This is a genomic window from Micromonospora vulcania (genome assembly GCF_042658605.1).
Lineage (GTDB): Bacteria > Actinomycetota > Actinomycetes > Mycobacteriales > Micromonosporaceae > Micromonospora > Micromonospora vulcania.
In genome coordinates this window covers 127,642-148,703 of record NZ_JBHSQS010000001.1, presented here as the reverse complement: position 1 = coordinate 148,703, position 21,062 = coordinate 127,642, and the positions used below count along the sequence as shown (strand labels likewise).

20 protein-coding genes are annotated in these 21,062 nt (G+C 71.9%); 7 read left to right on the top strand and 13 right to left on the bottom strand.

Annotated features, from left to right (window positions below):
- Window positions 1-24 precede the first annotated feature (24 nt).
- A complete protein-coding gene (locus ACFQGL_RS00715; RefSeq protein WP_377503926.1) occupies window positions 25-252 on the top strand; it encodes a DUF3107 domain-containing protein in 228 nt (75 codons plus the stop codon).
- Window positions 253-327: 75 nt separating this feature from the next.
- Here ACFQGL_RS00715 and ACFQGL_RS00710 read toward each other — a convergent pair whose 3' ends face one another.
- Window positions 328-978, bottom strand: coding sequence for a ferritin-like fold-containing protein (locus tag ACFQGL_RS00710; RefSeq protein WP_377503924.1), 651 nt, complete (start codon window positions 976-978; stop codon window positions 328-330).
- Window positions 979-1,294: 316 nt separating this feature from the next.
- On the opposite strand from ACFQGL_RS00710, the gene ACFQGL_RS00705 reads away from it, so the two are divergent.
- Together ACFQGL_RS00705 and ACFQGL_RS00700 are read left to right on the top strand one after the other, a co-directional pair.
- On the top strand, window positions 1,295-2,986 hold the full coding sequence (locus tag ACFQGL_RS00705) for a DEAD/DEAH box helicase (protein WP_377503922.1): 1,692 nt from the start codon (window positions 1,295-1,297) through the stop codon (window positions 2,984-2,986).
- 85 nt (window positions 2,987-3,071) lie between these two features.
- Complete coding sequence (locus ACFQGL_RS00700; RefSeq protein ID WP_377503920.1) at window positions 3,072-4,244, top strand: class I SAM-dependent methyltransferase; 1,173 nt, start codon at window positions 3,072-3,074, stop codon at window positions 4,242-4,244.
- Between the two features lie 2 nt (window positions 4,245-4,246).
- On the opposite strand, the gene ACFQGL_RS00695 is transcribed toward ACFQGL_RS00700, so the two are convergent.
- Complete coding sequence (locus ACFQGL_RS00695; RefSeq protein WP_377503918.1) at window positions 4,247-4,693, bottom strand: hypothetical protein; 447 nt, start codon at window positions 4,691-4,693, stop codon at window positions 4,247-4,249.
- 256 nt (window positions 4,694-4,949) lie between these two features.
- On the opposite strand from ACFQGL_RS00695, the gene ACFQGL_RS00690 reads away from it, so the two are divergent.
- A complete protein-coding gene (locus tag ACFQGL_RS00690) occupies window positions 4,950-5,366 on the top strand; it encodes a helix-turn-helix domain-containing protein (protein ID WP_377503917.1) in 417 nt (138 codons plus the stop codon).
- A 10-nt stretch (window positions 5,367-5,376) separates the two neighbouring features.
- Here ACFQGL_RS00690 and ACFQGL_RS00685 read toward each other — a convergent pair whose 3' ends face one another.
- From ACFQGL_RS00685 to ACFQGL_RS00675, 3 genes are all read right to left on the bottom strand, one after another.
- A complete protein-coding gene (locus tag ACFQGL_RS00685; RefSeq protein ID WP_377503915.1) occupies window positions 5,377-6,294 on the bottom strand; it encodes a hypothetical protein in 918 nt (305 codons plus the stop codon).
- Window positions 6,295-6,418: 124 nt separating this feature from the next.
- A complete protein-coding gene (locus ACFQGL_RS00680; RefSeq protein ID WP_377503913.1) occupies window positions 6,419-8,560 on the bottom strand; it encodes a RecQ family ATP-dependent DNA helicase in 2,142 nt (713 codons plus the stop codon).
- Window positions 8,561-8,651: 91 nt separating this feature from the next.
- Window positions 8,652-10,439, bottom strand: coding sequence for a BTAD domain-containing putative transcriptional regulator (locus ACFQGL_RS00675; RefSeq protein WP_377503911.1), 1,788 nt, complete (start codon window positions 10,437-10,439; stop codon window positions 8,652-8,654).
- Window positions 10,440-10,581: 142 nt separating this feature from the next.
- Here ACFQGL_RS00675 and ACFQGL_RS00670 point away from each other — a divergent pair, with 142 nt between their 5' ends.
- Complete coding sequence (locus ACFQGL_RS00670; RefSeq protein WP_377503909.1) at window positions 10,582-11,391, top strand: hypothetical protein; 810 nt, start codon at window positions 10,582-10,584, stop codon at window positions 11,389-11,391.
- Between the two features lie 71 nt (window positions 11,392-11,462).
- Here the strand turns inward: ACFQGL_RS00670 and ACFQGL_RS00665 are convergent, their stop codons facing one another.
- The 7 genes from ACFQGL_RS00665 to ACFQGL_RS00635 all read right to left on the bottom strand — a co-directional run bounded on the left by ACFQGL_RS00665 (window position 11,463) and on the right by ACFQGL_RS00635 (window position 17,631).
- On the bottom strand, window positions 11,463-12,209 hold the full coding sequence (locus ACFQGL_RS00665) for an SDR family NAD(P)-dependent oxidoreductase (RefSeq protein WP_377503907.1): 747 nt from the start codon (window positions 12,207-12,209) through the stop codon (window positions 11,463-11,465).
- A 201-nt stretch (window positions 12,210-12,410) separates the two neighbouring features.
- On the bottom strand, window positions 12,411-13,520 hold the full coding sequence (locus tag ACFQGL_RS00660; RefSeq protein WP_377503905.1) for a branched-chain amino acid ABC transporter permease: 1,110 nt from the start codon (window positions 13,518-13,520) through the stop codon (window positions 12,411-12,413).
- Entirely contained in the window at window positions 13,517-14,407 is an 891-nt protein-coding gene (locus tag ACFQGL_RS00655; protein ID WP_377503903.1) for a branched-chain amino acid ABC transporter permease, read from the bottom strand. The genes ACFQGL_RS00660 and ACFQGL_RS00655 overlap by 4 nt, the downstream gene beginning before the upstream one ends.
- On the bottom strand, window positions 14,407-15,189 hold the full coding sequence (locus ACFQGL_RS00650) for an ABC transporter ATP-binding protein (protein WP_377503901.1): 783 nt from the start codon (window positions 15,187-15,189) through the stop codon (window positions 14,407-14,409). The genes ACFQGL_RS00655 and ACFQGL_RS00650 overlap by 1 nt, the downstream gene beginning before the upstream one ends.
- Complete coding sequence (locus ACFQGL_RS00645) at window positions 15,186-15,929, bottom strand: ABC transporter ATP-binding protein (RefSeq protein ID WP_377503899.1); 744 nt, start codon at window positions 15,927-15,929, stop codon at window positions 15,186-15,188. Before ACFQGL_RS00645 ends, ACFQGL_RS00650 begins: the two co-directional genes overlap by 4 nt.
- Before the next feature lie 3 nt (window positions 15,930-15,932).
- Entirely contained in the window at window positions 15,933-17,132 is a 1,200-nt protein-coding gene (locus ACFQGL_RS00640; protein WP_377503898.1) for a substrate-binding domain-containing protein, read from the bottom strand.
- Window positions 17,133-17,379: 247 nt separating this feature from the next.
- The gene (locus ACFQGL_RS00635) at window positions 17,380-17,631 is read right to left on the bottom strand and encodes a hypothetical protein (RefSeq protein WP_377504655.1); all 252 of its coding nucleotides are present in this window, start codon (window positions 17,629-17,631) and stop codon (window positions 17,380-17,382) included.
- A gap of 316 nt (window positions 17,632-17,947) precedes the next feature.
- Between ACFQGL_RS00635 and ACFQGL_RS00630 the strand changes: the two genes are divergently transcribed.
- The gene (locus ACFQGL_RS00630) at window positions 17,948-18,181 is read left to right on the top strand and encodes a GntR family transcriptional regulator (protein ID WP_377504652.1); all 234 of its coding nucleotides are present in this window, start codon (window positions 17,948-17,950) and stop codon (window positions 18,179-18,181) included.
- Between the two features lie 301 nt (window positions 18,182-18,482).
- Here ACFQGL_RS00630 and ACFQGL_RS00625 read toward each other — a convergent pair whose 3' ends face one another.
- On the bottom strand, window positions 18,483-19,586 hold the full coding sequence (locus tag ACFQGL_RS00625; protein WP_377503896.1) for a glycerophosphodiester phosphodiesterase: 1,104 nt from the start codon (window positions 19,584-19,586) through the stop codon (window positions 18,483-18,485).
- 140 nt (window positions 19,587-19,726) lie between these two features.
- Between ACFQGL_RS00625 and ACFQGL_RS00620 the strand changes: the two genes are divergently transcribed.
- Window positions 19,727-21,061 (top strand): TrkH family potassium uptake protein, encoded by a 1,335-nt coding sequence (locus ACFQGL_RS00620; RefSeq protein ID WP_377503894.1) that lies wholly within the window; start codon window positions 19,727-19,729, stop codon window positions 21,059-21,061.
- The last annotated feature ends 1 nt before the right edge of the window (window position 21,062 follow it).

Below are 21,062 nucleotides of genomic sequence, written 5' to 3'. Positions count from 1 at the left end.
TTTCGCCCCAGTTGAGGAGGCACAGTGGAGGTCAAGATCGGCGTGCAGTACGCGCCGCGCGAGCTGGTTCTGGACAGCGCGCAGACGCCGGCCGAGATCGAGCAGATCGTGACCGACGCCTTCGCCAACAACGGCGGCACGCTCTCCCTGACCGACGAGAAGGGCCGGCGGGTGATCGTGCCGATCGAGAAGGTGGCCTACGTCGAGATCGCCGAGGCATCGCCCCGCTCGGTCGGTTTCACCGTCCGCTGACCGGTCCGGCCATCGCGGCAGGTCGGCATCGGCCCACCTGCCGCGGGCCGGCACGGCACCCGATGACCCGGGTGGTCAGTTGTTCAGCCCGACGGCGGCCATCCGGGCGGTATGCGCGGCGGTGAGCCGCCGGAACAGCCCCGGCACGTCGACCCGGTCGCCCTGCGCGATCAGCGCGGTTAGCGTGGCCCGCTCGGCGGCGACCCGGCCGGCCTGCGAGAGCGCCTCGCCGACCAGCCGCCGGGCCCACATGGAGAGCCGGTCCGCCACCCGGGCGTCGGCGGCGACCGCCACCCGGATCTCCGCGGCGGCGAACTCCGCGTACCGGGAGTCGTGCAGCACCTCCAGCACCAACTGCCGGTCGGGTTCGTCGAGGGCGTCCGCGACCTCCCGCATGAAGTCGTCGGTGATGGCGTCGCCGACGTACGCCTTGGTCACCACCTCTGCCCAGTCCCGCGGCTCGGTCGAGTCGTGGTACGCCTGCAACGGCCCCACATAGGGCTCCATCGCCTCCTCGGGCGGAACGCCCAGCGCGGTGAGGCGGTCGGCGAGCCGGCGGTAGTTGGCGATCTCGGCCGCGGCCATCTCGCTGAGCGCGGCACGACGGCTCAGGTCGGGGGCGAGCCGGGCGTCGCCGGCCATCCGTTCGAAGGCGAGCAGCTCACCGAAGGCGACCAGGCCCAGCAGGTCGGCGACGGCGGTACCGGGGGTGGTCGGCGCGGACACGAGCGCAGGCTACCGCGTGCGGACCTGACGGTGTGGCCCGCGCGTGATACGGCTCAGACGCCAGAAATATGTGACGCAGCTCACATTGGGCCGCCCCGCGTGGCGGCTGGCCGACCGGGAATCGGGACGTGAGCCTGCCTGTTCAGGTAGCATGGAGCAGTTGCCGTGGGCGCCGATCTGATCGACGTTCAGCCCGCGGAGCGCGTGCGGCCCGGTCCGGCTCGGCATTCCGCCGCCGACCGTGTGGCCCGCGCCATACCGAACGCGCCCTGAGGACATGACGGGCGCACCCACGAGAGGGCACCCCCACATCCACATGAGCGATCTGACTCAAGACCTGATGGACGGCCAGGAGCTGGCCCCCACCGCTCCGGTCCGACCGGAGGCCCCGACCTTCGCCGCACTCGGCGCCCGCGACGAGACCGTCGAGGCGCTGGCCGCGGCCGGCATCACCCGCGCGTTCGCGATCCAGGAATATGCGATCCCGATCGCGATGCGCGGCGTCGACATGATCGGCCAGGCGCCGACCGGCACCGGCAAGACCCTCGGCTTCGGCGTACCGCTGTTGGAGCGGGTCTTCGCGCCGGGCGAGGGCAGCGACGGCGTCCCGCAGGCGCTGGTCGTCGTACCCACCCGCGAGCTGGGCATCCAGGTCGCCAAGGACCTCGCCGCCGCCGGCCGGACGCGGGGCGTACGGGTGCTGCCGATCTATGGCGGCGTGGCGTACGAGCCGCAGATCGACGCGCTGCGCAAGGGCGTGGAGATCCTGGTCGGCACCCCCGGTCGACTGATGGACCTGCAGAAGCAGAAGCACCTTCGACTGGACCGGGTGCGCGCACTCGTCCTCGACGAGGCTGACCGGATGCTCGACCTGGGCTTCCTCGACGACGTCGAGAAGATCCTGGCGATGCTGCCGGAAGACCGGCAGACCATGCTCTTCTCGGCCACCATGCCGGACCCGATCGTCACCCTGTCCCGGCGCTTCCTGCGCCAGCCGATGACGATCCACGCCGGGCACACCGCCGAGACCGGTCCGTCGCCGCAGACCCAGCAGTTGGTCTACCGCACCCACTCGATGAACAAGGTCGAGGTGGTGGCGCGCATCCTCCAGGCGGAGGGTCGCGGGTTGACCATGATCTTCACCCGTACCAAGCGGGCCGCCGACCGGGTCGCCGAGGACCTCGACTTCCGCGGGTTCGCGGTCGCCGCGGTGCACGGTGACCTCGGCCAGGGTGCCCGGGAGCGGGCGCTGCGCGCCTTCCGCGCCGGCAAGATCGACATCCTGGTCGCCACGGACGTGGCGGCCCGGGGTCTGGACGTCACCGGCGTCACCCACGTCATCAACTACGACTGCCCGGAAGACCAGGACACCTACACCCACCGCATCGGCCGGACCGGCCGGGCAGGGGCGACCGGCGTCGCGGTGACCTTCGTCGACTGGGACGACATGCCGCGCTGGCGGATCATCGACAAGACCCTCGGTCTGGAGATGCCGGAGCCGCCGGAGACCTACCACACGTCGCCGCACCTCTACACCGACCTGCACATCTCCACCGAGGTCACCGGCACGCTACCCACCGCCGAGCGGACCAGGGCCGGCCTGTCCGCCGAGATCGAGGAAGACCTGGGTGGGACGACCCGTTCCCGCCGGGGCGACAGCGGTGGCCGAGGCTCCCGACGCGGTGAGAGCCGTGGCGAGGGCCGGAGCGAGGGTCGGGGCGAGCGCCGTGGCCGGGGCGACGGCCGTCGGGACCGCTCCGACGCTGCCGCGCCGGTCGCCGAAGCGCCGACGGACGCCGCCGAGGAGGGCACCCGTACCCCGCGCCGTCGGCGTCGCCGCCGGGCCGGCGAGGTGGTCGCGGGCGAACCGACCGCGGTGATCTCCGCCGACGCGAGCCCGACCGAGTCTGCCGCGTCCGACGACGAGCCGTCGAAGCCGCGTCGCCGCCGGCGCCGCCGTGGTGGCGGTTCCGGTGCTGGTACGCCGGCCGAGGCGACCGCGGACTGACCACAGCCCCACCCGACATCCCTCGCACCGCCCCGCGCGGTACGGGGGATGTTCCCTTCCCACCCCACCTGCCGAAGATGGAACGATGCCGGAACCGTTGGACGTTGCCCTGACCGAGGTCCGGGCGCTGCTGCTCGATCCCGCGCTGACCCGGGCGGTCGCCGCCGGACGCCGCCGTGGCCGCCGCCCCACGGTGATCCGGGCCGAACTGCGGCCGGTCACGATCAAAGCCGGGCCCCGGCTCCAGATCGCCACCACCGACGGCGCGCGCCCGTACACCCGCAACCTCGCCCCCGGCGCGGAGTCCGCCGCCGCGGTCGACGAACTGCTCGCCGAGCCGTTCGGCAACTGGCACGTGGAGACGGTCGACGCGACGCTCCAACTGCGGGTGACCAAGTCCGGCGAGGCCCAGGTGCACCGGGCCGCCGCCACCCGGCCGGCGGCGACGCCCGCGCCCACCGGGCACGACCGGGCGAAGGAATACCTGCTCGACCCGGGTGACGAGATCTTCGCCGAGATCGGTGGGTCGGCGGCCAAGCGCCGGCAGGTGGACGCGTTCCTACGGGCGCTGGCCGCGACCCTGCCGGACGAGTTGACCGGCCCGCTCCGGGTTGTCGATCTGGGCTGCGGCAACGCCTACCTGACCTTCGCCGCGTACCGCTACCTGGCCAGCCGGGGCCTCGACGTCGAGCTGATCGGCGTGGACGTCCGGGAGGACCAGCGGCGGCGTAACACCGAGTTGGCGCAGCGACTGGGCTGGGCCGACAAGGTCAGCTTCGTGGCCGGCACGATCGCCGATGCCGTCGTCGACCCCGCCCCGGACCTGGTGCTGGCACTGCACGCCTGCGACACCGCCACCGACGAGGCGTTGGCCCGCGCGGTGCGCTGGGAGGCCCGCTGGGTGCTCGCCGCGCCCTGCTGTCACCACGATCTGGCCAAGCAGTTGCGGGCCCACCCCGCACCGGCCCCGTACGAGCTGCTGACGCGCCAGGGCATCCTGCGCGAGCGGTTCGCCGACGTCCTCACCGACGCGCTGCGGGCCGGGCTGCTCCGGGTGCACGGCTACCGAGCCGAGGTGGTGGAGTTCGTGGACTCCCAGCACACCCCGCGCAACCTGCTGATCCGGGCCCGCCGGACCGGGACCGCAGCCACCGACGCGCAGCGCGCGGAGTACCGCGAGCTGATCGACCAGTGGCAGGTCACGCCCCGGCTGGAGACTCTGCTGGCCGCCGACCAGCAGCCCGTCGGCCAGCCGTAGGGCTAGCGACGGCGGTCGCCGCTGCCGCTGCGGTCCCGGCCGCCGCTGCGCTCGCTGGCACCACCGTCGAGGAGCGACACCCGGTCGCTGCCGGCTCGCCCCCCGTCGCCCGGGCCGGTCGGGAACGGCACCACGGTGCCCGCGTTCTCGGCGTTGCCGGCCGCGGTGAAGGCGTTCCAGGAGATGTCGACCAGCAACTTCTTCACCTCGGCGTGCCGGACGGCGGCGTTGTGCTGCAACGCCATCCGGCAGGCCAGGACCACCGCCACCAGCGTCGTGGTGATCGCACCGACGGCGGCCAGCACCTGGGCACCGGTCGCCGCGTCGGTGCGCAGCACCAGGACCAGCAACCAGATCCAGAACGCGGCGGCGATCACGCCAGCCTTGGCGACGAAGAAGAGGCTCACCGCACCGGGCTGGTACGGCTGCGGACGGCTCGATTCGGCCATGGTGCTCCTCGGCGGTGTTCCGGTCGGTCATGGCGGACGCGCACCATGCCGGGCGGGGCGGGCGGGCACCGAGCTTAGTGGAAGAACGACGATGATCGCTCGATGTCCCATCGGGTCAATTCCCATCGTCGCCGACCCAGAGTCCCGTCCACGGGACAGTTTGTGCGATCAGTCAGTGGTTTCCCGTCCGGGGCGTACTACCCTCGGAACTCGTATCGACCCGGTTTTCCGGTCCGGAGGGGGACGACCCGCAGGGATGGGTTCCGCAGACGTTACGCCGCAGGCGGCCTTCGCCCGCTTTGTTCGGCGTGCCATCGACGACGCTCGGGACGAGCGCGGGTGGACCGTGACCGACCTTGCCGCGCACACGGGTGTGGGCCGTTCCACGGTGTTCCGTTGGCTGGCCGGCGACTGGCAGGACTACCCCGAGTTGGCCAAGGTGCGCGGCTTCTGCGGCGCGCTGGATCTGCCGGTCGCCGCCGCGTTCCGGGCACTCGGATTGCCCGACGCCGGCCCGGCACCTCGTCGGCGTAATGACGACGGTCCGGTCGAGGCGGACATCCGCGCCATCCTGGACCGGTTGGCCGACCCGAACGTCCCGGCCGAGGAGAAGCACCACATCCGCGACCTGCTGCGCTACCTGGCCCGCCGCCCCATCCGTCGCGCCGGCTGAGCCCGCCGCGTCAGGGGACGGTGACGGTGAACTCGGCCGTGTGGACCGCGCCCGCCACCTGAAAATCGAGGTAGAGGCGATAACGGCCGGGGCTGGGGGTCGCCAGCCAGAACTTCACCTGGCCGTCCACCAACTCCGGCTCCGGGTGCACGTGCAGGTAGCCGAGATCACCCTCGCGCAGTGCCACCAGATGCCCGTACGCCCCGAGGTAGCGCTCCAGCCGCGCCGGGCCACCGGCGGCGTCGATCCGGAAGGTCAACGGCACGGTCACCCCGGACTGCGGGCTGCCCTGGTAGCCGACGGTGAACCCGTCCACGGCGGTGGAGGTGGCCGGCGCGGGCAGCACACGGGGCTGGTAGCCGCCGGGTGCGACCAGGTCCGTGCCGAGGGTCACCGCGGTCTGGGCACCGCTGTCGGCGACCACGGTGAAGTCGGCGTACGCCCGCCAGACGCCGGGCTGCGCGAGGGTCAGCGGCACCGACCAGGTGCCGTCCGCCGCCATCGTCGGGTGCAGGTGCTGGTAACCGGTCAGGTCCCGGCGGACCACGATGAGGTGCAGTGGCTTGTCGTGCACGACGGCGAAGCGGGTGACCGGCCGGCGCTGCACGTCGCGCACCTGGAACCGGAACTGCCCCGGGCGACCCGCCGGGAACTCGGTGGCCACCGGGGTCAGGGTGTACCCGGCCGAGCTGACCGACAGACCGCCGGGCTCGGTGCCTCCGCCCTGGTCGGTGCCCGCGGTGGTGCCATGATCGTGCGGCGCGGTGCCCGGCGGGTGGGTGTGGTCGGCGGCCAGCGTCGAGCCGCTGGCACTGACGCCGTCGGCGTTCATCCGGCCGAGGCCGAAGCCGAGCAGTACGGCGAGCACCAGCCCGCCGACGATCAACGCCAGCCGGAGGGTGCTCCGGTCCGGCTGCTGATCGGTCATGCCGCCCACGGTACCGTCGCTGCCGGCCGTTCCCGGCGGTAGCCGGTGCGGCGTGGCGACGGTCGCATTCCGGCCGGCCCGGGAACTTTTCCCGCCGGGACGAGGATCGACACGGCCGGGGGGCTCAGCCGGCCACGGCGAGGGCGAGCGGGAGCACGTCCGGCGCTCCGGCCCGGCGCAGTGCCCGGGCCACCATCGTCATCGTCCAGCCCGAGTCGACCAGGTCGTCGACGAGCAGCACCGGGCCGGCCAGCCCGACCAGTGCGGCGGCCAGGTCGGCCGGGACGGTGAAGGCGTCGTGCAGCGCGCGTACCCGCTGAGCGCTGTTGCCGCGCGGCCCGCCGGGGCCGCCCGGGCCGGTCGGGGTGACCTCGCCGAGCAGTGGCAGCCGGCCCACGGCGGCGATCCGCTCGGCCAACGAGCCGACCAGCCGGGGCCGCCGTCGGGAACCGACCGCGACCACCCCGACCGGGCGGCTGGGCCACGGGTCGTCGCCGTGCGCCCACGCCTTGAGCACCTCCACCACCGCGCCGGCGACATCGTCCGGCAGTGGCGCGTCCGGCGCGTCCGGACCGGCCAGGCCACGCAGCCGGCCACCCCAGCCCAGGTCGGAGAGGCGCCCCACGGCCCGCCCGGGCAGCGCCTGCTCCGCCGGGGGGATGCGGCCCTTCAGGGGTACGCCCACCGCGTCCAGACCGGTCGGCCAGAGCTTCTTCGGCGCGATCTCCACGCCGGGCCGACCCAGGAACGTCTGCGCCGCGGTCAGCGCGGCCGTCGACACGTCCGCCGCGAAGAGCGGCTCGGCGCACCGGTCACATCGGCCGCAGTCGCCCGCCCCGGTGTCGTCCAGGCACTCCCGCAGATACCGCATCCGGCAGCCGGGCGTGGTCGCGTACTCCCGCATGGCCTGTTGCTCGACGGTGCGCGCCTGGGCGACGCGGCGCAACCGGGCCTCGTCATAGACCCAGGGCTCGCCGGTGGCGAGCCAGCCACCGCGCACCCGACGGACCGCGCCGTCCACGTCGAGCACCTTGAGCATCAGCTCCAAGCGGGCCCGGCGCAGGTCGACCAGCGGTTCCAGGGCCTGGGTGGAGAGCGGGCGGTCGCTGTGCAGGGCGGCCAGCACCGCGCGGACCTGCTCCTCGGGCGGGAAGGCCAGCGAGGCGAAGTAACGCCAGATGGCGGCGTCCTCGACGCCGGGCAGCAGCAGCACCTCGGCGTGTTCGACGGCGCGGCCGGCCCGGCCGACCTGCTGGTAGTAGGCGATCGGTGAGGGCGGTGCTCCGAGGTGCACGACGAAGCCCAGGTCGGGCTTGTCGAAGCCCATGCCGAGCGCGCTCGTCGCGACCAGCGCCTTGATCTTGTTGTCCAGCAGGTCCTGCTCGGCGGTCCGCCGGTCGGCGTCGTCGGACTGCCCGGTGTACGACGCGACCGGGTAACCCCGCGAGCGCAGGAACTCGGCCGTCTCCCCCGCCGCCGCGACCGTCAGCGTGTAGATGATGCCCGAGCCGGGCAGTCGGTCCAGGTGGTCGGCGAGCCAGGCCAGCCGGTGCGCCGGGCTGGGCAGGTCGAGCACGCCGAGGCGCAGCGACTCGCGGTCCAGCGTGCCGCGCAGGACCAGAGCGTCGCCCAACTGCTCGGCCACGTCCTGGGTGACCCGGGCGTTCGCGGTGGCGGTGGTGGCCAGCACCGGGGTGCGCTCGGGCAGGTTGCCGAGGAACGTGCGCAGTCGCCGGTAGTCCGGCCGGAAGTCGTGCCCCCAGTCCGAGACGCAGTGCGCCTCGTCGACCACCAGCAGCCCGGTGGTGGCGGCGAGCTTGGGCAGGACCCCGTCGCGGAAGTCCGGGTTGTTGAGTCGCTCCGGGCTGATCAGCAGTACGTCCACCGCGCCGGCCTGGATCTCGGCAGTGATCTCGTCCCACTCGTCGAGGTTCGCCGAGTTGATGGTGCGGGCTCGGATGCCGGCGCGAGCGGCCGCCTCGACCTGGTTGCGCATCAACGCCAGCAACGGCGACACGATGACGGTCGGCCCGGCCGGCTCGACTCCGTCTGTGCCGTCGGTGTGTCCGCGCAGCAGCGCGGTGGCCACGAAGTAGACGGCCGACTTGCCCCAACCGGTGCGCTGTACGCAGAGCACCCGGCGCCGGTCGACCACCAGCGCCTCGATCGCCCGCCACTGGTCCTCACGCAGCCGGGCGTGCTCGCCGGCCAGCCGGCGCAGCACCGCCTCGGCCCGCTCCCGTACCGCCGCCCGATCGTCGCTCATCCGGCATTTCTACCAGCGCCGTACGTCGCTCCCACTGTTGATCAAGAGGTTTGCGTCATCTCGCGCCGGAATTCCGACCGAAACCTCTTGATCAACGACCGTCGGGTGGGGGTGGGGGTGGGGGGAGGAAGATCAGGAGGTCGCGGAGGGGTTCGGTTAGGGGCGGCGGAAGGAGGCAGCGGGCGGCCAGGTCCTCCATCGAACCGAACGGGCCGCGGAGCCAGCGGTCCATCACCACCTGTCGAGCATGGCTGGCGGTGATGCCGGGCAGCCCGGCGATCGTCGCCTCCTGGACCGCGTTGACATCCACCAGACCGCCGTCGTCGAAGGTGCGGGGCAGGTCGGGCCGGCCGATGTGCAACTCCTGCCGCGCCGCCGGGTAGTGGTACAGCAGGTAGCGGGCCTGCTCACGACGGATCCGGTGTTCGTCGACGACCGACAGCGGCGGCTCCTTGCCTCGGCGCGTGATCGCCGACCAGACCGCGCCGTTGAGCAGGACCGTGTGGAAGACGCCGAGTATCCAAGTGACCAGCCAGGCGAGGGTCAGGACGCCCTCCGCGTCGGTGATCTCCTCCTCGCCGGTACCGATCAGGGCGACGACCGTGACGGCGAAGGCCAGGTAGCCGAGGGCCACGACACCGTTGCGCCAACTCCGCCGCCAGCCGGCGTAGACCAGCACCACCAACCAGGTGAGCAGGCCGAAGGAGAACAACGCGGCGAGCGCGGCGACGACCGTCGCGCTGACGCTGAGCCAACGCGGAATCGCCTCGGACGGGTTGCGGCGGGACAGGTGCTCGTTCCGCTCCGCCACCGGGAAAGCGGGAGGTGGCGGGAACAGCGGCATGCCGGGGAACCGGTCCGTGGGCATCGCCGGCTGAGGCTGGACCGGGACCACCGGGACGGGAGCAGGCGTGGCCGCCCTGGCGGCGGACCCGGTCAGCGGTTCAGCGGTGAAGCTGGGGTGCGCTGGGGCGGACCCGGCCTGGGCAGCGGACCCGGCCCGGGCGGCGGCGGACCCGGCCGGCGGGGCGGCGGCCGGCAGACCGACGGTCGGCGGTCCGGCCGCCGGCGGCCGGTGCGGCTGCGGGCTCTTCGCAGACACCGCCAGCGCGAGCGACGGATCGGAGCGGAGGATGCGGCGGTGCAACTCCTGGAGCACGTCGCCCGGCTCGATGCCGTACTCCTGGCGGAGCAGGTCACCGAACTCCCGGTACGCGGCCAGCGCCTCGGCCTGCCGGCCGCTGCGATACAGCGCGAGCATGAGCTGGTACCGCAGCCGCTCCCGAACAGGGAACTCGGCCACCACCTCGACCAGTTCCCCGATCAGCTCACGGTGTCGCCCGAGGTCCAGCATCAGCTCGGCCCGGGTCTCCAGCGCCACCGCCCGCAACTCCATGAGCCGCTGCCGGGCGGGATCGAAGACCGACCCGGTGAGCCCGCTGAACGGCTCGCCCTGCCAGAGGTCCAGTGCGGTCGCCAGCTCGGCCAGCGCCTCGTCCGAACGTCCCTCGACGCGGCACTGTCGGGCGCGGTGGATGCCCCGCTCGAAGCGGACCGCGTCGAGCGCCTCCGGTGCGACCCGGAGCACGTAACCGGCGTCGGTCAGGCTCAGCACCTGCCCCGGCGTACGCGGGGAGCGGTCCGGCTCCAGCACCCGGCGCAGCCCGGCGACGTACTTCTGCACCACGTTCGGGCCGTTCGCGGGCGGCTCCTCCGGCCAGACCGCCTCGACCATCTGCCCGGTGGAGACCGGACGGCCGGTGGAGAGCAGGAGTACGGCCAGCACGGCGCGTTGCTTGCCGGGGCCGAGGTCGAGTTCCCGGTCGGCGTACCAGGCCCGCTGAGGCCCGAGGATCTCGAAACGCAGCGTTCCTGACATGCGAATTTCCGCTCCCTGACACCCCCTGGCAGCCGGACGGCAGTGCCCGGCAGCCGGACGGCAGCATATCGGCAGCCGAACCGCCGTGCCGGCCCGCAGCATCGTCATCGGCAAGAGCCACACAGCGAGAAAGAGACGTGCGATGACACAGGCAACGGGCAGCGCCGGCACCATCCGACGGACGGTCGGCACCGTCGCCGCCGTACTGGCCGCGACCACCCTGCTCGGGGGTTGCGGGCCGAAGAGCGGACCGGCTGCGGCACCCCGGACCAGCCCGACCCCCAGCCCGAAGGATGCGCTCCTCGACGCCGTCCCGGACGGTACGGAAGGGACGTTCCGGTTCACCGGCAAGGACGCGTCCAGCACGCACGCCGGCCGGGTCGACCCGGCGGCGAAGGCGTTCGAGATCAACAGCACCATCCCGGCGGACTCCGACGGCGTCACCGCCAAGATGTCGTTCCTGCTTATCGGGGACGAGCTCTGGATCAAGGCGAAGTTCAGCGGCCGTCCGGGCCTGCCGAAGTTCCCGGACAAGTGGATGAAGCTGGACCGTACGAAGTTGACCAACAGCGGGGACATTCCCACCTACGACGGCGCGGACCAGGGCAACACCGGCCCGCTCATCGAGGCGGCCACCTCCGTCGAGGAGCAGAGCCCCGGGCGGTACGCCGGCATCATCGACGTGAGCGGCGAGAACGCGGCGAACGCGTTGGAGGAGGGCGAGGCGGCGGCGCTCGGTGAGGCCGCCAAGCAGGTGCCGTTCACGGCGGTGGTCGACCCGGACAAGCACCTGGCCTCGCTGACGCTGAAGATCCCGGCCGCCGGCGATCGGAAGGCGTACGACTACGTCGTCAACTACGCCGAGTACGGCAGTGCCCCGAAGATCACGGTGCCGACCGGCGCCGCCGCGACCAAGGCGCCAGCGGCCGCGTACGAGATGTTGAACAGCTGAGCACCACGACGTTGGGGCGGCGGCCACACGGGGGTCCGCCGCCCCTTCGTCGTCGTTGCGTCCTACGGGCCTCAGCGACCGAGCACCGACCCGCCGTTGACTCCGAGCACCTGGCCGGTGACGTACCCGGCGGCGGGGCTGGCGAGATAGCGAACCGCGTCGGCGATGTCGGCCGGCGTACCGGCCCGCCCGACCAGCGTCGCCGCGACCCGGCTCGCGTGCCCCTCGGCGGTCATCCGGTCGCCGAAGAACTCGGTCTCGGCGACGTAGCCGGGGCTCACCACGTTGACCGTGATCTGTTCCGGGCCGAGCTGCGCGGCCAGGTCGTACGCCCAGCCGTGCAGGGCCGCCTTCGCCGCCGAGTACGCCCCACCGCCGCCGCGCTGGGCGGCGATGGAACTGACCAGGATCACCCGCCCGCCTGGACGGCGTAGCGCTGGCCGTAGCGCCTCGGTGAGCAGCACGGCGGTGAGCACGTTGGCGTCCAGGTTGGCCCGCCACTGCGCGGCCACTCCGGCGAGCGTGCCGGTGTCCCCGCCCAGATAACCGCCGGCGTTGTTGACCACCACGTCGACCGGCCGATCACCGACCGCCGCGAGGACCCGGTCGAGCTGCTCCGGGTCGGTCAGGTCCGCGGTGACGGCCGTGACGGCGTCGGCCCGCCCACGTTCAGCGGAGATCCGCTCGGCGGTAGCCACCAGAACGTCCGCCCGCCGCCCAACGACAAGAACGTCAAACCCGTCCGAAGCGAGACCCGAAGCAACAGCAGCCCCAATCCCGGTCCCGCCCCCACTGACAACCGCAACCCGTCCACCCACAACGCTCCCCCTACTCCCCCGGCCCCGCCCGCCAGAGCCCGCCCCGTCCGCCAGAGCCCGCCGATCATGACGTTAACGACAGCCACCTCGGCGTGTCGCGACAATAACTCCATGATCGACGGACGGGACGGACGACGGACGGGATGGACGACGGACGGGATGGACGGCGGACGGGATGGATGGCGGACCGCGCTCGCGGGGTCAGCGTGGGGGGCGCAGGGCTCGGGTCAGGTGGGTCAGGCGGGGGGCGAGGCTGGTCAGGCCGCCGGGGAAGAAATAGACCGCCAGGATGAAGACGGTGCCGAGGACGAACAGCGGCTGGCTCAGCGGGTGGCTGAGGACGGCCGGCAGGTTGTCCACCGCCTCGCTCGTGCCGAAGGCGGTGAGCCGGTGGTCCAGGTACATGTAGAGGACGCCGCCGAGCACCGGCCCCCACCTGGTACCCGGCCCGCCCAGCACCACCATGACCAGCAGCGACAGGGTCAGCTCGGACGAGGTGATGTGCGGCGAAGCCCCGCCCACGATCAGGCAGTAGACCACCCCGCCGGCCGCCGCCAGGCCGCCGGCCAGGGTGAACGCCACCAGCTTGTAGCGGTACGGGTCGAGCCCGAGCACGCCGATCCGCCGCTCGTCGTCCCGCAGCCCGGCGAGCACCCGCCCGGTCGGCGAAGCGCTCACCCGGTGCACCACGAAGACCACCACGGTGAGGTACGCCAGCGCCAGCCAGTACAGGTTGACCGTGTTGGTCACCCCGACCAGCCCGGCGGGCAACCCGGACACGTCCAGCGGCAGGCCCTCCTCGCCACCGGTGAGCCCACCGAAGTCCCGCGCCACCAGGATCGCCCCGACCTGTGCGAAGGCCAGCGTGACCATGGCGAACGCGATGCCGACGGTACGCAGTGCCACCGCGCCGAGCAGCGCGGCGAGGATGGTGCCGCCGCTGATGGTCAGCAGCGCCGCCTGCCACAGCGGCAGACCGGCCCGGGTGACCAGGACGTCGGTGCCGTACACGCCGGCCGCGAAATAGAGCGCGTGCCCGAAGGAGAGCATCCCGGTCCGACCGAAGAGCAGGTCGTACCCGGCGGCCAGACCGCCGAAGATCAGGCAGATGGCGAGCAGTTGCAGCGTGCCGGGCGAGTTGACCGGCCCCTCGAAGATCCCGGGCAGGGAGATCGTCGAGTACGGCAGGATCGCGAAGACGGCCAGCGCCACCAGCGGCAGGAACGGGCGTACCCGGTGCCACCTCCCCCGCTGCGGGGTCAGCTCGGCGGGTACCTGCGCGGTGGGCGCGTCAACCACGGAGTTGGTCATGCCGTTGCCACCTTTCCGGCGATGCCCTGCGGGCGCAGCAGCAGCACCACGGCCAGCAGCCCGACCACGCAGATGTCGCCCAGCCCGGACGTGCCGTAGTAGTTGACGAACTGTTGCACCAGCCCGACCACGACCGCCGCGTACGCGGAGCCGACCACCGAGCCCATCCCGCCAATCACCACCACGATGAACGCGAAGATCAGCAGCGAGCTGCCCTGGCCGGGCGAGACGGTGCCGAAGTAGACGCCGCCGAGCGCACCGGCGAGCGCGGCAGCCGCCCCGCCGATCGCGAAGACCAGGGTGAACGCCTTGCGTACGTCGATGCCGAGCGCGGTCACCATCTCCCGGTTCTCCACCCCGGCCCGGATCACCAGGCCGTACCTGGTCCAGCGCAGGAAGGCCAGGATCGCGCCGAGCACCAGCACCGCCGCGATGATCAGCAGCAGGCCGCCGTTGGGCACCTGCGCGCCGAGGATCCCGGTCACCTGCCGGGTCCAGTCGGGGCGGGGGAACGGCCTCGCGTCCGCGCCCCAGGTGGCCTGCAGGAGCGCCACCCCGGCCAGGGACAGACCGACGGTGACCAGCACCTGCTCGATGGTGCGGGAGTAGAGCGGGCGGATCAGCACCAGCTCGACGAGCACCGCCACCAGCGTGCCGGCTGCCACCCCGAAGATGACCGCGAGCACGAAGCCGAACCCGTCGTCACCGGCGCCCGGCAGGTTGCCCGCCGCCCACCAGGTGCCGTACGCGCCGACGCCCAGGAACAGCCCGTGCGCGAAGTTGAGCACGTCGGCCAGGCCGAACACCAGGGACAGCCCGGACGCGACCAGGAAATAGAGCGCCGCCAGGCCGAGCCCGGTCAGCGTCAACAGGATCACGGTGCCCATCAGAGCCGCTCCTCCCTCGCGACTGCGGGGCTCGCAAGCTCACTCCTCGCGCTCGGCGCAGCCACCTCCGCCGAGCCGACGCCGAGCAGCGACCGGGTCAACCCGGTCTCCAGCAGCAACTCCTGGGCGTCGCCGGTCCAGGCCACCTTGCCGGCGGCCAGCACCACCGCGTCGCGGGCCAACCGCCGGACCACCGCCAGGTTCTGCTCGACGAGCAGCACCGGCACCGACTCCGCGACCCGTTCCAGCACCTCGGCCACCTCGGTCACCACCTTCGGCGCCAACCCCTTGGTCGGCTCGTCCACCAGCAGCAGCCGGTTGTCGTTGAGCAGCACCCGGCCGATCGCGAGCATCTGCTGCTGCCCGCCGGAGAGCGACCCGGCCCGTTGCCGTCCGCGCCGGTCCAGCTCCGGAAAGAGCGCGAAGACCTTGTCGTACGCCGGATCGGTGCCGCGCCGCTCGGCGAGCCGCAGGTTCTCCGCGACGGTGAGGCCGGCGAACACGCAGCGGTCCTCGGGCACGTAGCCGAGCCCACCGCGGACCAGCCGGTGGGTGGGTCGGGCCAGCAGGCTCTGCGCGCCCATCCGGATGGTGCCGCGCACCTCCCCGGCGGGCGGGGTGAGGCCGACGATGGCGCGCAGCGTGGTGGTCTTGCCGACACCGTTACGGCCGAGCAGGACGGTCACGCCGGTGGGGGCGACCGTGAAGGACACACCCTGGAGGATGTGCAGCCCGGAGATCCGGACCGACAGCCCTTCCACGCTGAGGATCGGCTCGGTCATAGCGCCTCCCCGAGGTAGGCCTCTTGCACGGTCGGGTTGGCCATCACGGTCTCCGGGGTGTCACAGGCCAGCAGCGCGCCGTGGTGCATGACGGCGATCCGGTCGGCCAACTCCAGGATCACGTCCATGTGGTGCTCGACCATCAGCACCGCCCGGCCGCTGTCGCCGGTCAACGACTTGATCACCGACACCAGCTCGGGTACGTCCTCGGCGCTGACCCCGGCCATCGGCTCGTCCAGCAGCATCACCCGCGGTTCGCCGGCGAGCAGCAGGGCGATCTCCAGCTTGCGCTTCTCGCCGTGGGCCAGGGTGCCGGCCAGGGCCGTACCCCGGTGGGCGAGGCCGACCCGGTCGAGCGCCGCGTCGGCGGCGGCGGCCACCTCCCGGTCGGCCGCCGCCCGCCGCCACATCTTCATCGAGCCCCCGCGGTGCGCCTGTACGGCGAGCCGGACGTTCTCCCGCACGCTGAGCGAGCCGAAGACCGAGGACGCCTGGAAGGTACGGCCCAGCCCGAGACGGGCCCGCCGGTGCGGCGGGAGCGCCCCGATGTCCTGCCCGTCCAGGGTGATCCGGCCCTCCGTGGCCCGGCGCAGGCCGGTGATCAGGTTGAACAGTGAGGTCTTGCCGGCGCCGTTCGGCCCGATCACGCCCAGGAACTCCCCGGGCGCGAGGTCGAGGTAGACGCTGTCGACGATGGCGACCTCACCGATCCGCCAGGTCAGACCGCGGGTGGCGAGCATGGGTCAGCCCTTCATGGCCACGGCCGGCGGCGCGGTCTCGTCACCGGTGAGGCTCTTCTGCGCGGTCGCCGTGAAGGTGGTGCCGCTGCCGGTCAGCTTGGCCTGGAACATCGGCTGGAGCAGCGCGTGGTCCGCGGCCCGGATGGTCATCTTGCCCTTGACCCCGTCGAAGCTCCAGCCCTCCAGCGCGGTGACCATCTTGTCGACGTCGTCCCCGCCCTCCTGCACGGCGCGGACCACCATCTGGGCGGCGGCGAAGCCGTCCGGGTGGAACAGGTCGATGGTGTTCACCTTGGCCTTCAGCGCCTTGCTGGCCTCGGTGTCGCTGGCACCGTCGAAGTAGTGCGACAGGAAGGAGATCTTCGAGCCGGCGGCGCCGAAGGTCGGCCAGGAGGCGCGGATGTCCAGGCCGGTGACGACCGTGGTGGAGGAGAGCACGCCCTGCTGGTCGAGGCTCTGCCACATGGCCGGGGCGGTGGTGCCGGCCCAGGCGACGAAGAGCAGGTCCGGCTTGGCCGTCTTGATCTGGCTGGCGAACGGGGTGAACTCGGTGGCGCTGGCCGGGGCCCGGACGCTGCTCACGGTGGCGCCCGCGCCACCGATGACGGTCTTGACGGCGGCCTCGTTGGCGTCGCCGAACGCGCCGTCCTGAGCGAAGACCACGACCTTCTTGCCGGACGGGTCGCCGATGAACGACTTGGCGGTCACCACGTCCTGGTAGGACTGCCGGCCGGAGCGGAAGGTGTACTTGTTCGCCCCGGTCACCGCGTCGGTGGCGGCCGGCCCGGAGATGAAGAGGGCCTTGTTCTGCGCCGCGATCGGCGCGACCTGGAGCGCCACGCCGGAGGCGGTGGAACCGGCAATGATCTTCGTGCCCTTGCCGATCAGATCCTTCGCGGCGGAGACCGCCTTGGCCGGGTCGCCCGCATCGTCGACCTCGGTCAGCTCGATCTTCCGGTCACCGACCTTGCCGGTGCCCTGGGTGGCGAAGTCGAGCCCCGCCTTGAACCCCTCGATGTACTGCTTTCCGTAGCTGGCCAGCGCTCCCGACTGGGAGTACACCAGGCCGACCTTGACCGGCGCGGCGCTGTCGCCGCCGCCGGTGGCGGTGTCCTGCGGGCTGCCACAGGCCGTGGCGGCCAACGCCGCCGCCATCATCGTGGCGGCGGAGAGGAACACCCGCCGCGTCGTCCGGACCGTCATTGCGACTCCACGTGAGGACTCGGAGGGAGGGAACTTCTTCGTGTCGGCTCACGCTAGAAGTGACGTCACCCACGAGCTATGTGGCGGAAACACACAAGTAACAGGAATGAGGTGGCCGGCCGTTACAACGGGCCGCACTACCACCCGAAGGCCCGACCCCCCGATGGTCCACACCCCCACGGACCACCCGGCCGCTGTGTCGTCCCGCGCCATCCACCGGCCGCCGTCGCATCCACGCGTCTGATGGTCACTCGCCCGAGGTACCGCAGGGTCCGTCGTGGGCCGCCGGGCGCGGGCAGCGTCGGCGACCGTCGACCAAGCTGTCGCAGAAGACCCGATGCCGTACGCACTGAGCATCCTCCTCGGACACCGTCGTCTCGGCCCGATCCACGTCGGCGAGAAAACCCAGCGCTCGGGTGATCGCCCGAGCGAACCGCACCGCGCCGGGCAGATCGTCGGCCACCACCGGCAGGTGTACGACGAACCGCTCCCTCTTCATGCCCACGACCACGCTCTCCTCGTCGATCGGACGGCGCACCCGGGTTCGCCGCAATGGGAGGCGGCCCGATGTGCGGACAGGGACGCCCACCGGACCGCCCGGCCCCACGCCCGCAGCCACAATCGGCGGTACGAACACGGAGCCCACCTCAGGCCCGTACTCCGAGGGTTTGCCGAACCAACCGGAGTCGGACATCAGCAACCTACCCCAAATACTTGTGTAGGTCGACCCATCGAAGCAGCGACACCACAGCCTGTTGCAGTTGCTGGTGTAGGCCGGCATGATCGAAGACGCCGAACCGACCGGAGTCCTCACCATGCCCACCGCAGAAGCGCCATATCGCCAGATCGCGAACGACCTCACCGCGAAGATCAAAAGCGGCGAACTCAAGCCGGGTGACAAACTGCCGTCCACGCGAGAGCTCGCCGATGCCTACGGGGTGCACATGAACACCGCGTCGCGAGCCCTGTCCCTGCTGCACGACCGCGAGTTGATTACTGGCCAGCCGGGACGCGGCACCTACGTCGCCGACGTTCCCGGACGCCAGTAAGCGACTGCGGCTCCTGTCGAGTGCCGCACGCCTACTCGCCCACCCCGGAAGCGCGGCCACTACATCCCGGACGTTGTGGCTTCCCCCGACGGCGAGGCCACTACATCCCTGATGTTGTCGCCTCCCCCGGACGCCGAGGCCACTACATCCCTGATGTTGTCGCCTCGGTGACGGCCTCGGTGACGGCCTCGGTGACCGCCCCCACTTACCGGACGTGCCGCTGGCCCGTGTCCGGGGTGACGGACGACGGGCCAGCGGGTGGGTCGGGCCTGGTTCGGCCCGAGGGGCGGCTCGGAGCAGGTCAGCTCCGGGCCGGGTCACGTTGGAGCAGGTCAGCTCCGGGGAGGCCGGCGCGGGCGGCGACGGCGGTGTCCGGCTGGTCGGTGAAGACGCCGTCCAGGCCCAGACCGAGGAAGAGCTCGTACTCGGCGGTGATGTCGCCGCGCGCGCTCGGGTCGGCGCCGACCCGGAAGTCCACCGGGAGGAACTGGTTCTCCGCGCGGAACGTCCAGGCGTGCACGAGCAGCCCCGCGTGGTGGGCGTCGCGTACCAGGCTGGTCGGGGCGAGCAGCGCACCGGCGGGGTCGCGGGGCACGATCAGATTCTTGTTCGGCCCGATGCCGTCGGCGTATTCGGCGATCCACTTCAATCCGGCCGGGGTGGCCAGATCCTGGTGGCCGCGGGTGTCGCCGGCGACGGTGAAGTCGTACGGGCGGCCGGTGGAGTCGAGCAGCTGGATCAGGTTGACGTCGGTCAGCTGGCGCAGCCGGCGCAGGTTGGCCGTCTCGAACGACTGGATGAAGACCGGCGCGTTCCTGTGGTCCAGCTCGTTCTGCCGCAGCACTTGCAGCAGCGGCTCTTCGAGCGGCAGGCCGATCGACGTGAAGTAGCTCGGGTGCTTGGTCTCCGGATAGATACCGATGGTGCGGCCCCGTGCCCGCCCCTCGGTCCGGGCCAGGTCGATGATCTCCTGGAGGGTGGGCACCTCGAAGCGACCGTCGTACACCGTGTTCGCCACGCGGACCTGCGACAGCCGCTCCTGCGCCCGCAGGGTCTTCAGCTCGGCCAGGGTGAAGTCCTCGGTGAACCAGCCGGTCGCCGCGACGCCGTCGATGGTCTTCGTGGCCCGGCGATCGGCGAACTCCGGGCGGGCGGCCACGTCGGTGGTGCCCGAGATCTCGTTCTCGTGCCGGGCGACCAGCACGCCGTCGGAGGTGGACACCAGGTCCGGCTCGATGTAGTCGGCGCCCATCCGGATCGCCAGCCGGTACGCCTCCAGGGTGTGCTCCGGCCGGTAGCCACTCGCGCCGCGGTGACCGATCACGATCGGCCGATCGTTCGCCGGGAAGCGGTCCGTGCCGGCCGCCGGCTCGGCGACGGCGAGGGTCGAGAGGGTACGCGGCACAGCCGTCTCCTGTCGTCTGATGAACTGCCCCAGCTCAGCTCGCCGGGTTGACCAGGAGTTGGTCGAGGACTGGCCGGCAGATGAATCTCCGGAATGCGCGTTCCCGCTCCAGTCCTCGGGCGAAAAAGGAAGATTGTCTGGTGCGCCGGATTCTCCGCAACCCTGTGCGGCTGGTGCCGTTCGGGTTCCTGGTGCCGATCCTGCTCGGTACCGGGCTGCTGATGGCGCGCTGGGCGACCGTTCAACACCAGCGACCACCCTTCGTCACCGCGCTCTTCACCGCCACCTCGGCCGTGTCGGTCACCGGCATGGCGGTCACCGACACTCCCAACTACTGGTCCACCTGGGGACTCGTGGTGATCACTCTGCTCACCGCGCTCGGGGGCCTGGGCATCCTCACCGTCGCGGCGCTGGTGATCCTGGTGGTCTCCCGCCGGCTCGGGCTGCGCAACCGGCTGCTGGTGCAGGCCGAGACGGCGGAGTTCGGCATCGGCGACCTGGGTCGACTGCTCAGTCGGATCGCGGTGACCGTCTTCGCCTGCGAGGCGGTGATGACCGCGGTGGTCGCCGGGCGGCTCTGGTTGACCTACCACTACCCACCCGGTCGGGCTCTCTGGTCGGGCGTCTTCCACGCCGTCCAGGCGTTCAACAACGGTGGCTTCGCGCTCTACTCGGACGGTCTGCTCGCGTTCGACCGCGATCCTTGGGTGTCGCTGCCGCTGGCGCTCGGTGCGATCGTCGGCGGGCTCGGGTTCCCGGCGCTGTTCGAGGCGGTCCGCGAGTGGCGACAGCCGACGCGCTGGGCGGTGGCCACCAAGCTGACCATCTGGGGCAGCGCCGCGCTGCTGTTGATCGGCTTCGCTGGCCTGCTCGCCTCCGAGTGGACCAACGACGGCACCATCGGCCCGTACGACGCCCGGGGCAAGGTGCTCGCGTCGTTCACCCAGATCGCGTTGAGCCGGACCGGTGGCTTCAGCGTCCTGGACATCGCCGCACTGCAGGAGGAGAGCTACCCGCTGCTGATCGTGCTGATGTTCATCGGCGGCGGCAGCGCCAGCACGGCCGGCGGGATCAAGGTCTCCACGTTCTTCCTGCTGGCGTACACCATCTGGGCGGAGCTGCGCGGCGAGCCCGACGTGACGGTCGGGCACCGCCGGGTGGCCACCGCCAGTCAGCGGCAGGCCGTCACCGTGGCGCTGCTCAGCGTTGCTCTGGTCACGGCCGGGACGATGGCGCTGCTGCTGCTCACCGAGGGCGTCCGCTTCGTGGCGGCCCTGTTCGAGGTCACCTCCGCGTTCAGCACCACCGGGCTGACCGTCGGGTTGGCCGGCTCGCTGCCGGGCAGCGGCCAACTGATCCTGACCGTGCTGATGTTCATCGGCCGGGTCGGGCCGCTCACCCTCGGCTCGGCGATCGCACTGAACACCCGACGCCGGCTCTACCGCTACCCGCAGGAACAGACCGTTGTCGGCTAGG

Bases quoted from the DNA above. Each gene is read 5' to 3' on its own strand.
- ACFQGL_RS00685 (WP_377503915.1), bottom strand. From the start codon at position 6,294: ATGACCGATCAGCAGCCGGACCGGAGCACCCTCCGGCTGGCGTTGATC.
- ACFQGL_RS00700 (WP_377503920.1), top strand. From the start codon at position 3,072: ATGCCGGAACCGTTGGACGTTGCCCTGACCGAGGTCCGGGCGCTGCTG.
- ACFQGL_RS00650 (WP_377503901.1), bottom strand. From the start codon at position 15,189: ATGACCGAGCCGATCCTCAGCGTGGAAGGGCTGTCGGTCCGGATCTCC.
- ACFQGL_RS00670 (WP_377503909.1), top strand. From the start codon at position 10,582: ATGACACAGGCAACGGGCAGCGCCGGCACCATCCGACGGACGGTCGGC.
- ACFQGL_RS00630 (WP_377504652.1), top strand. From the start codon at position 17,948: ATGCCCACCGCAGAAGCGCCATATCGCCAGATCGCGAACGACCTCACC.
- ACFQGL_RS00690 (WP_377503917.1), top strand. From the start codon at position 4,950: ATGGGTTCCGCAGACGTTACGCCGCAGGCGGCCTTCGCCCGCTTTGTT.
- ACFQGL_RS00695 (WP_377503918.1), bottom strand. From the start codon at position 4,693: ATGGCCGAATCGAGCCGTCCGCAGCCGTACCAGCCCGGTGCGGTGAGC.
- ACFQGL_RS00675 (WP_377503911.1), bottom strand. From the start codon at position 10,439: ATGTCAGGAACGCTGCGTTTCGAGATCCTCGGGCCTCAGCGGGCCTGG.
- ACFQGL_RS00645 (WP_377503899.1), bottom strand. From the start codon at position 15,929: ATGCTCGCCACCCGCGGTCTGACCTGGCGGATCGGTGAGGTCGCCATC.
- ACFQGL_RS00635 (WP_377504655.1), bottom strand. From the start codon at position 17,631: ATGAAGAGGGAGCGGTTCGTCGTACACCTGCCGGTGGTGGCCGACGAT.
- ACFQGL_RS00705 (WP_377503922.1), top strand. From the start codon at position 1,295: ATGAGCGATCTGACTCAAGACCTGATGGACGGCCAGGAGCTGGCCCCC.
- ACFQGL_RS00660 (WP_377503905.1), bottom strand. From the start codon at position 13,520: ATGACCAACTCCGTGGTTGACGCGCCCACCGCGCAGGTACCCGCCGAG.
- ACFQGL_RS00640 (WP_377503898.1), bottom strand. From the start codon at position 17,132: ATGACGGTCCGGACGACGCGGCGGGTGTTCCTCTCCGCCGCCACGATG.
- ACFQGL_RS00655 (WP_377503903.1), bottom strand. From the start codon at position 14,407: ATGGGCACCGTGATCCTGTTGACGCTGACCGGGCTCGGCCTGGCGGCG.
- ACFQGL_RS00680 (WP_377503913.1), bottom strand. From the start codon at position 8,560: ATGAGCGACGATCGGGCGGCGGTACGGGAGCGGGCCGAGGCGGTGCTG.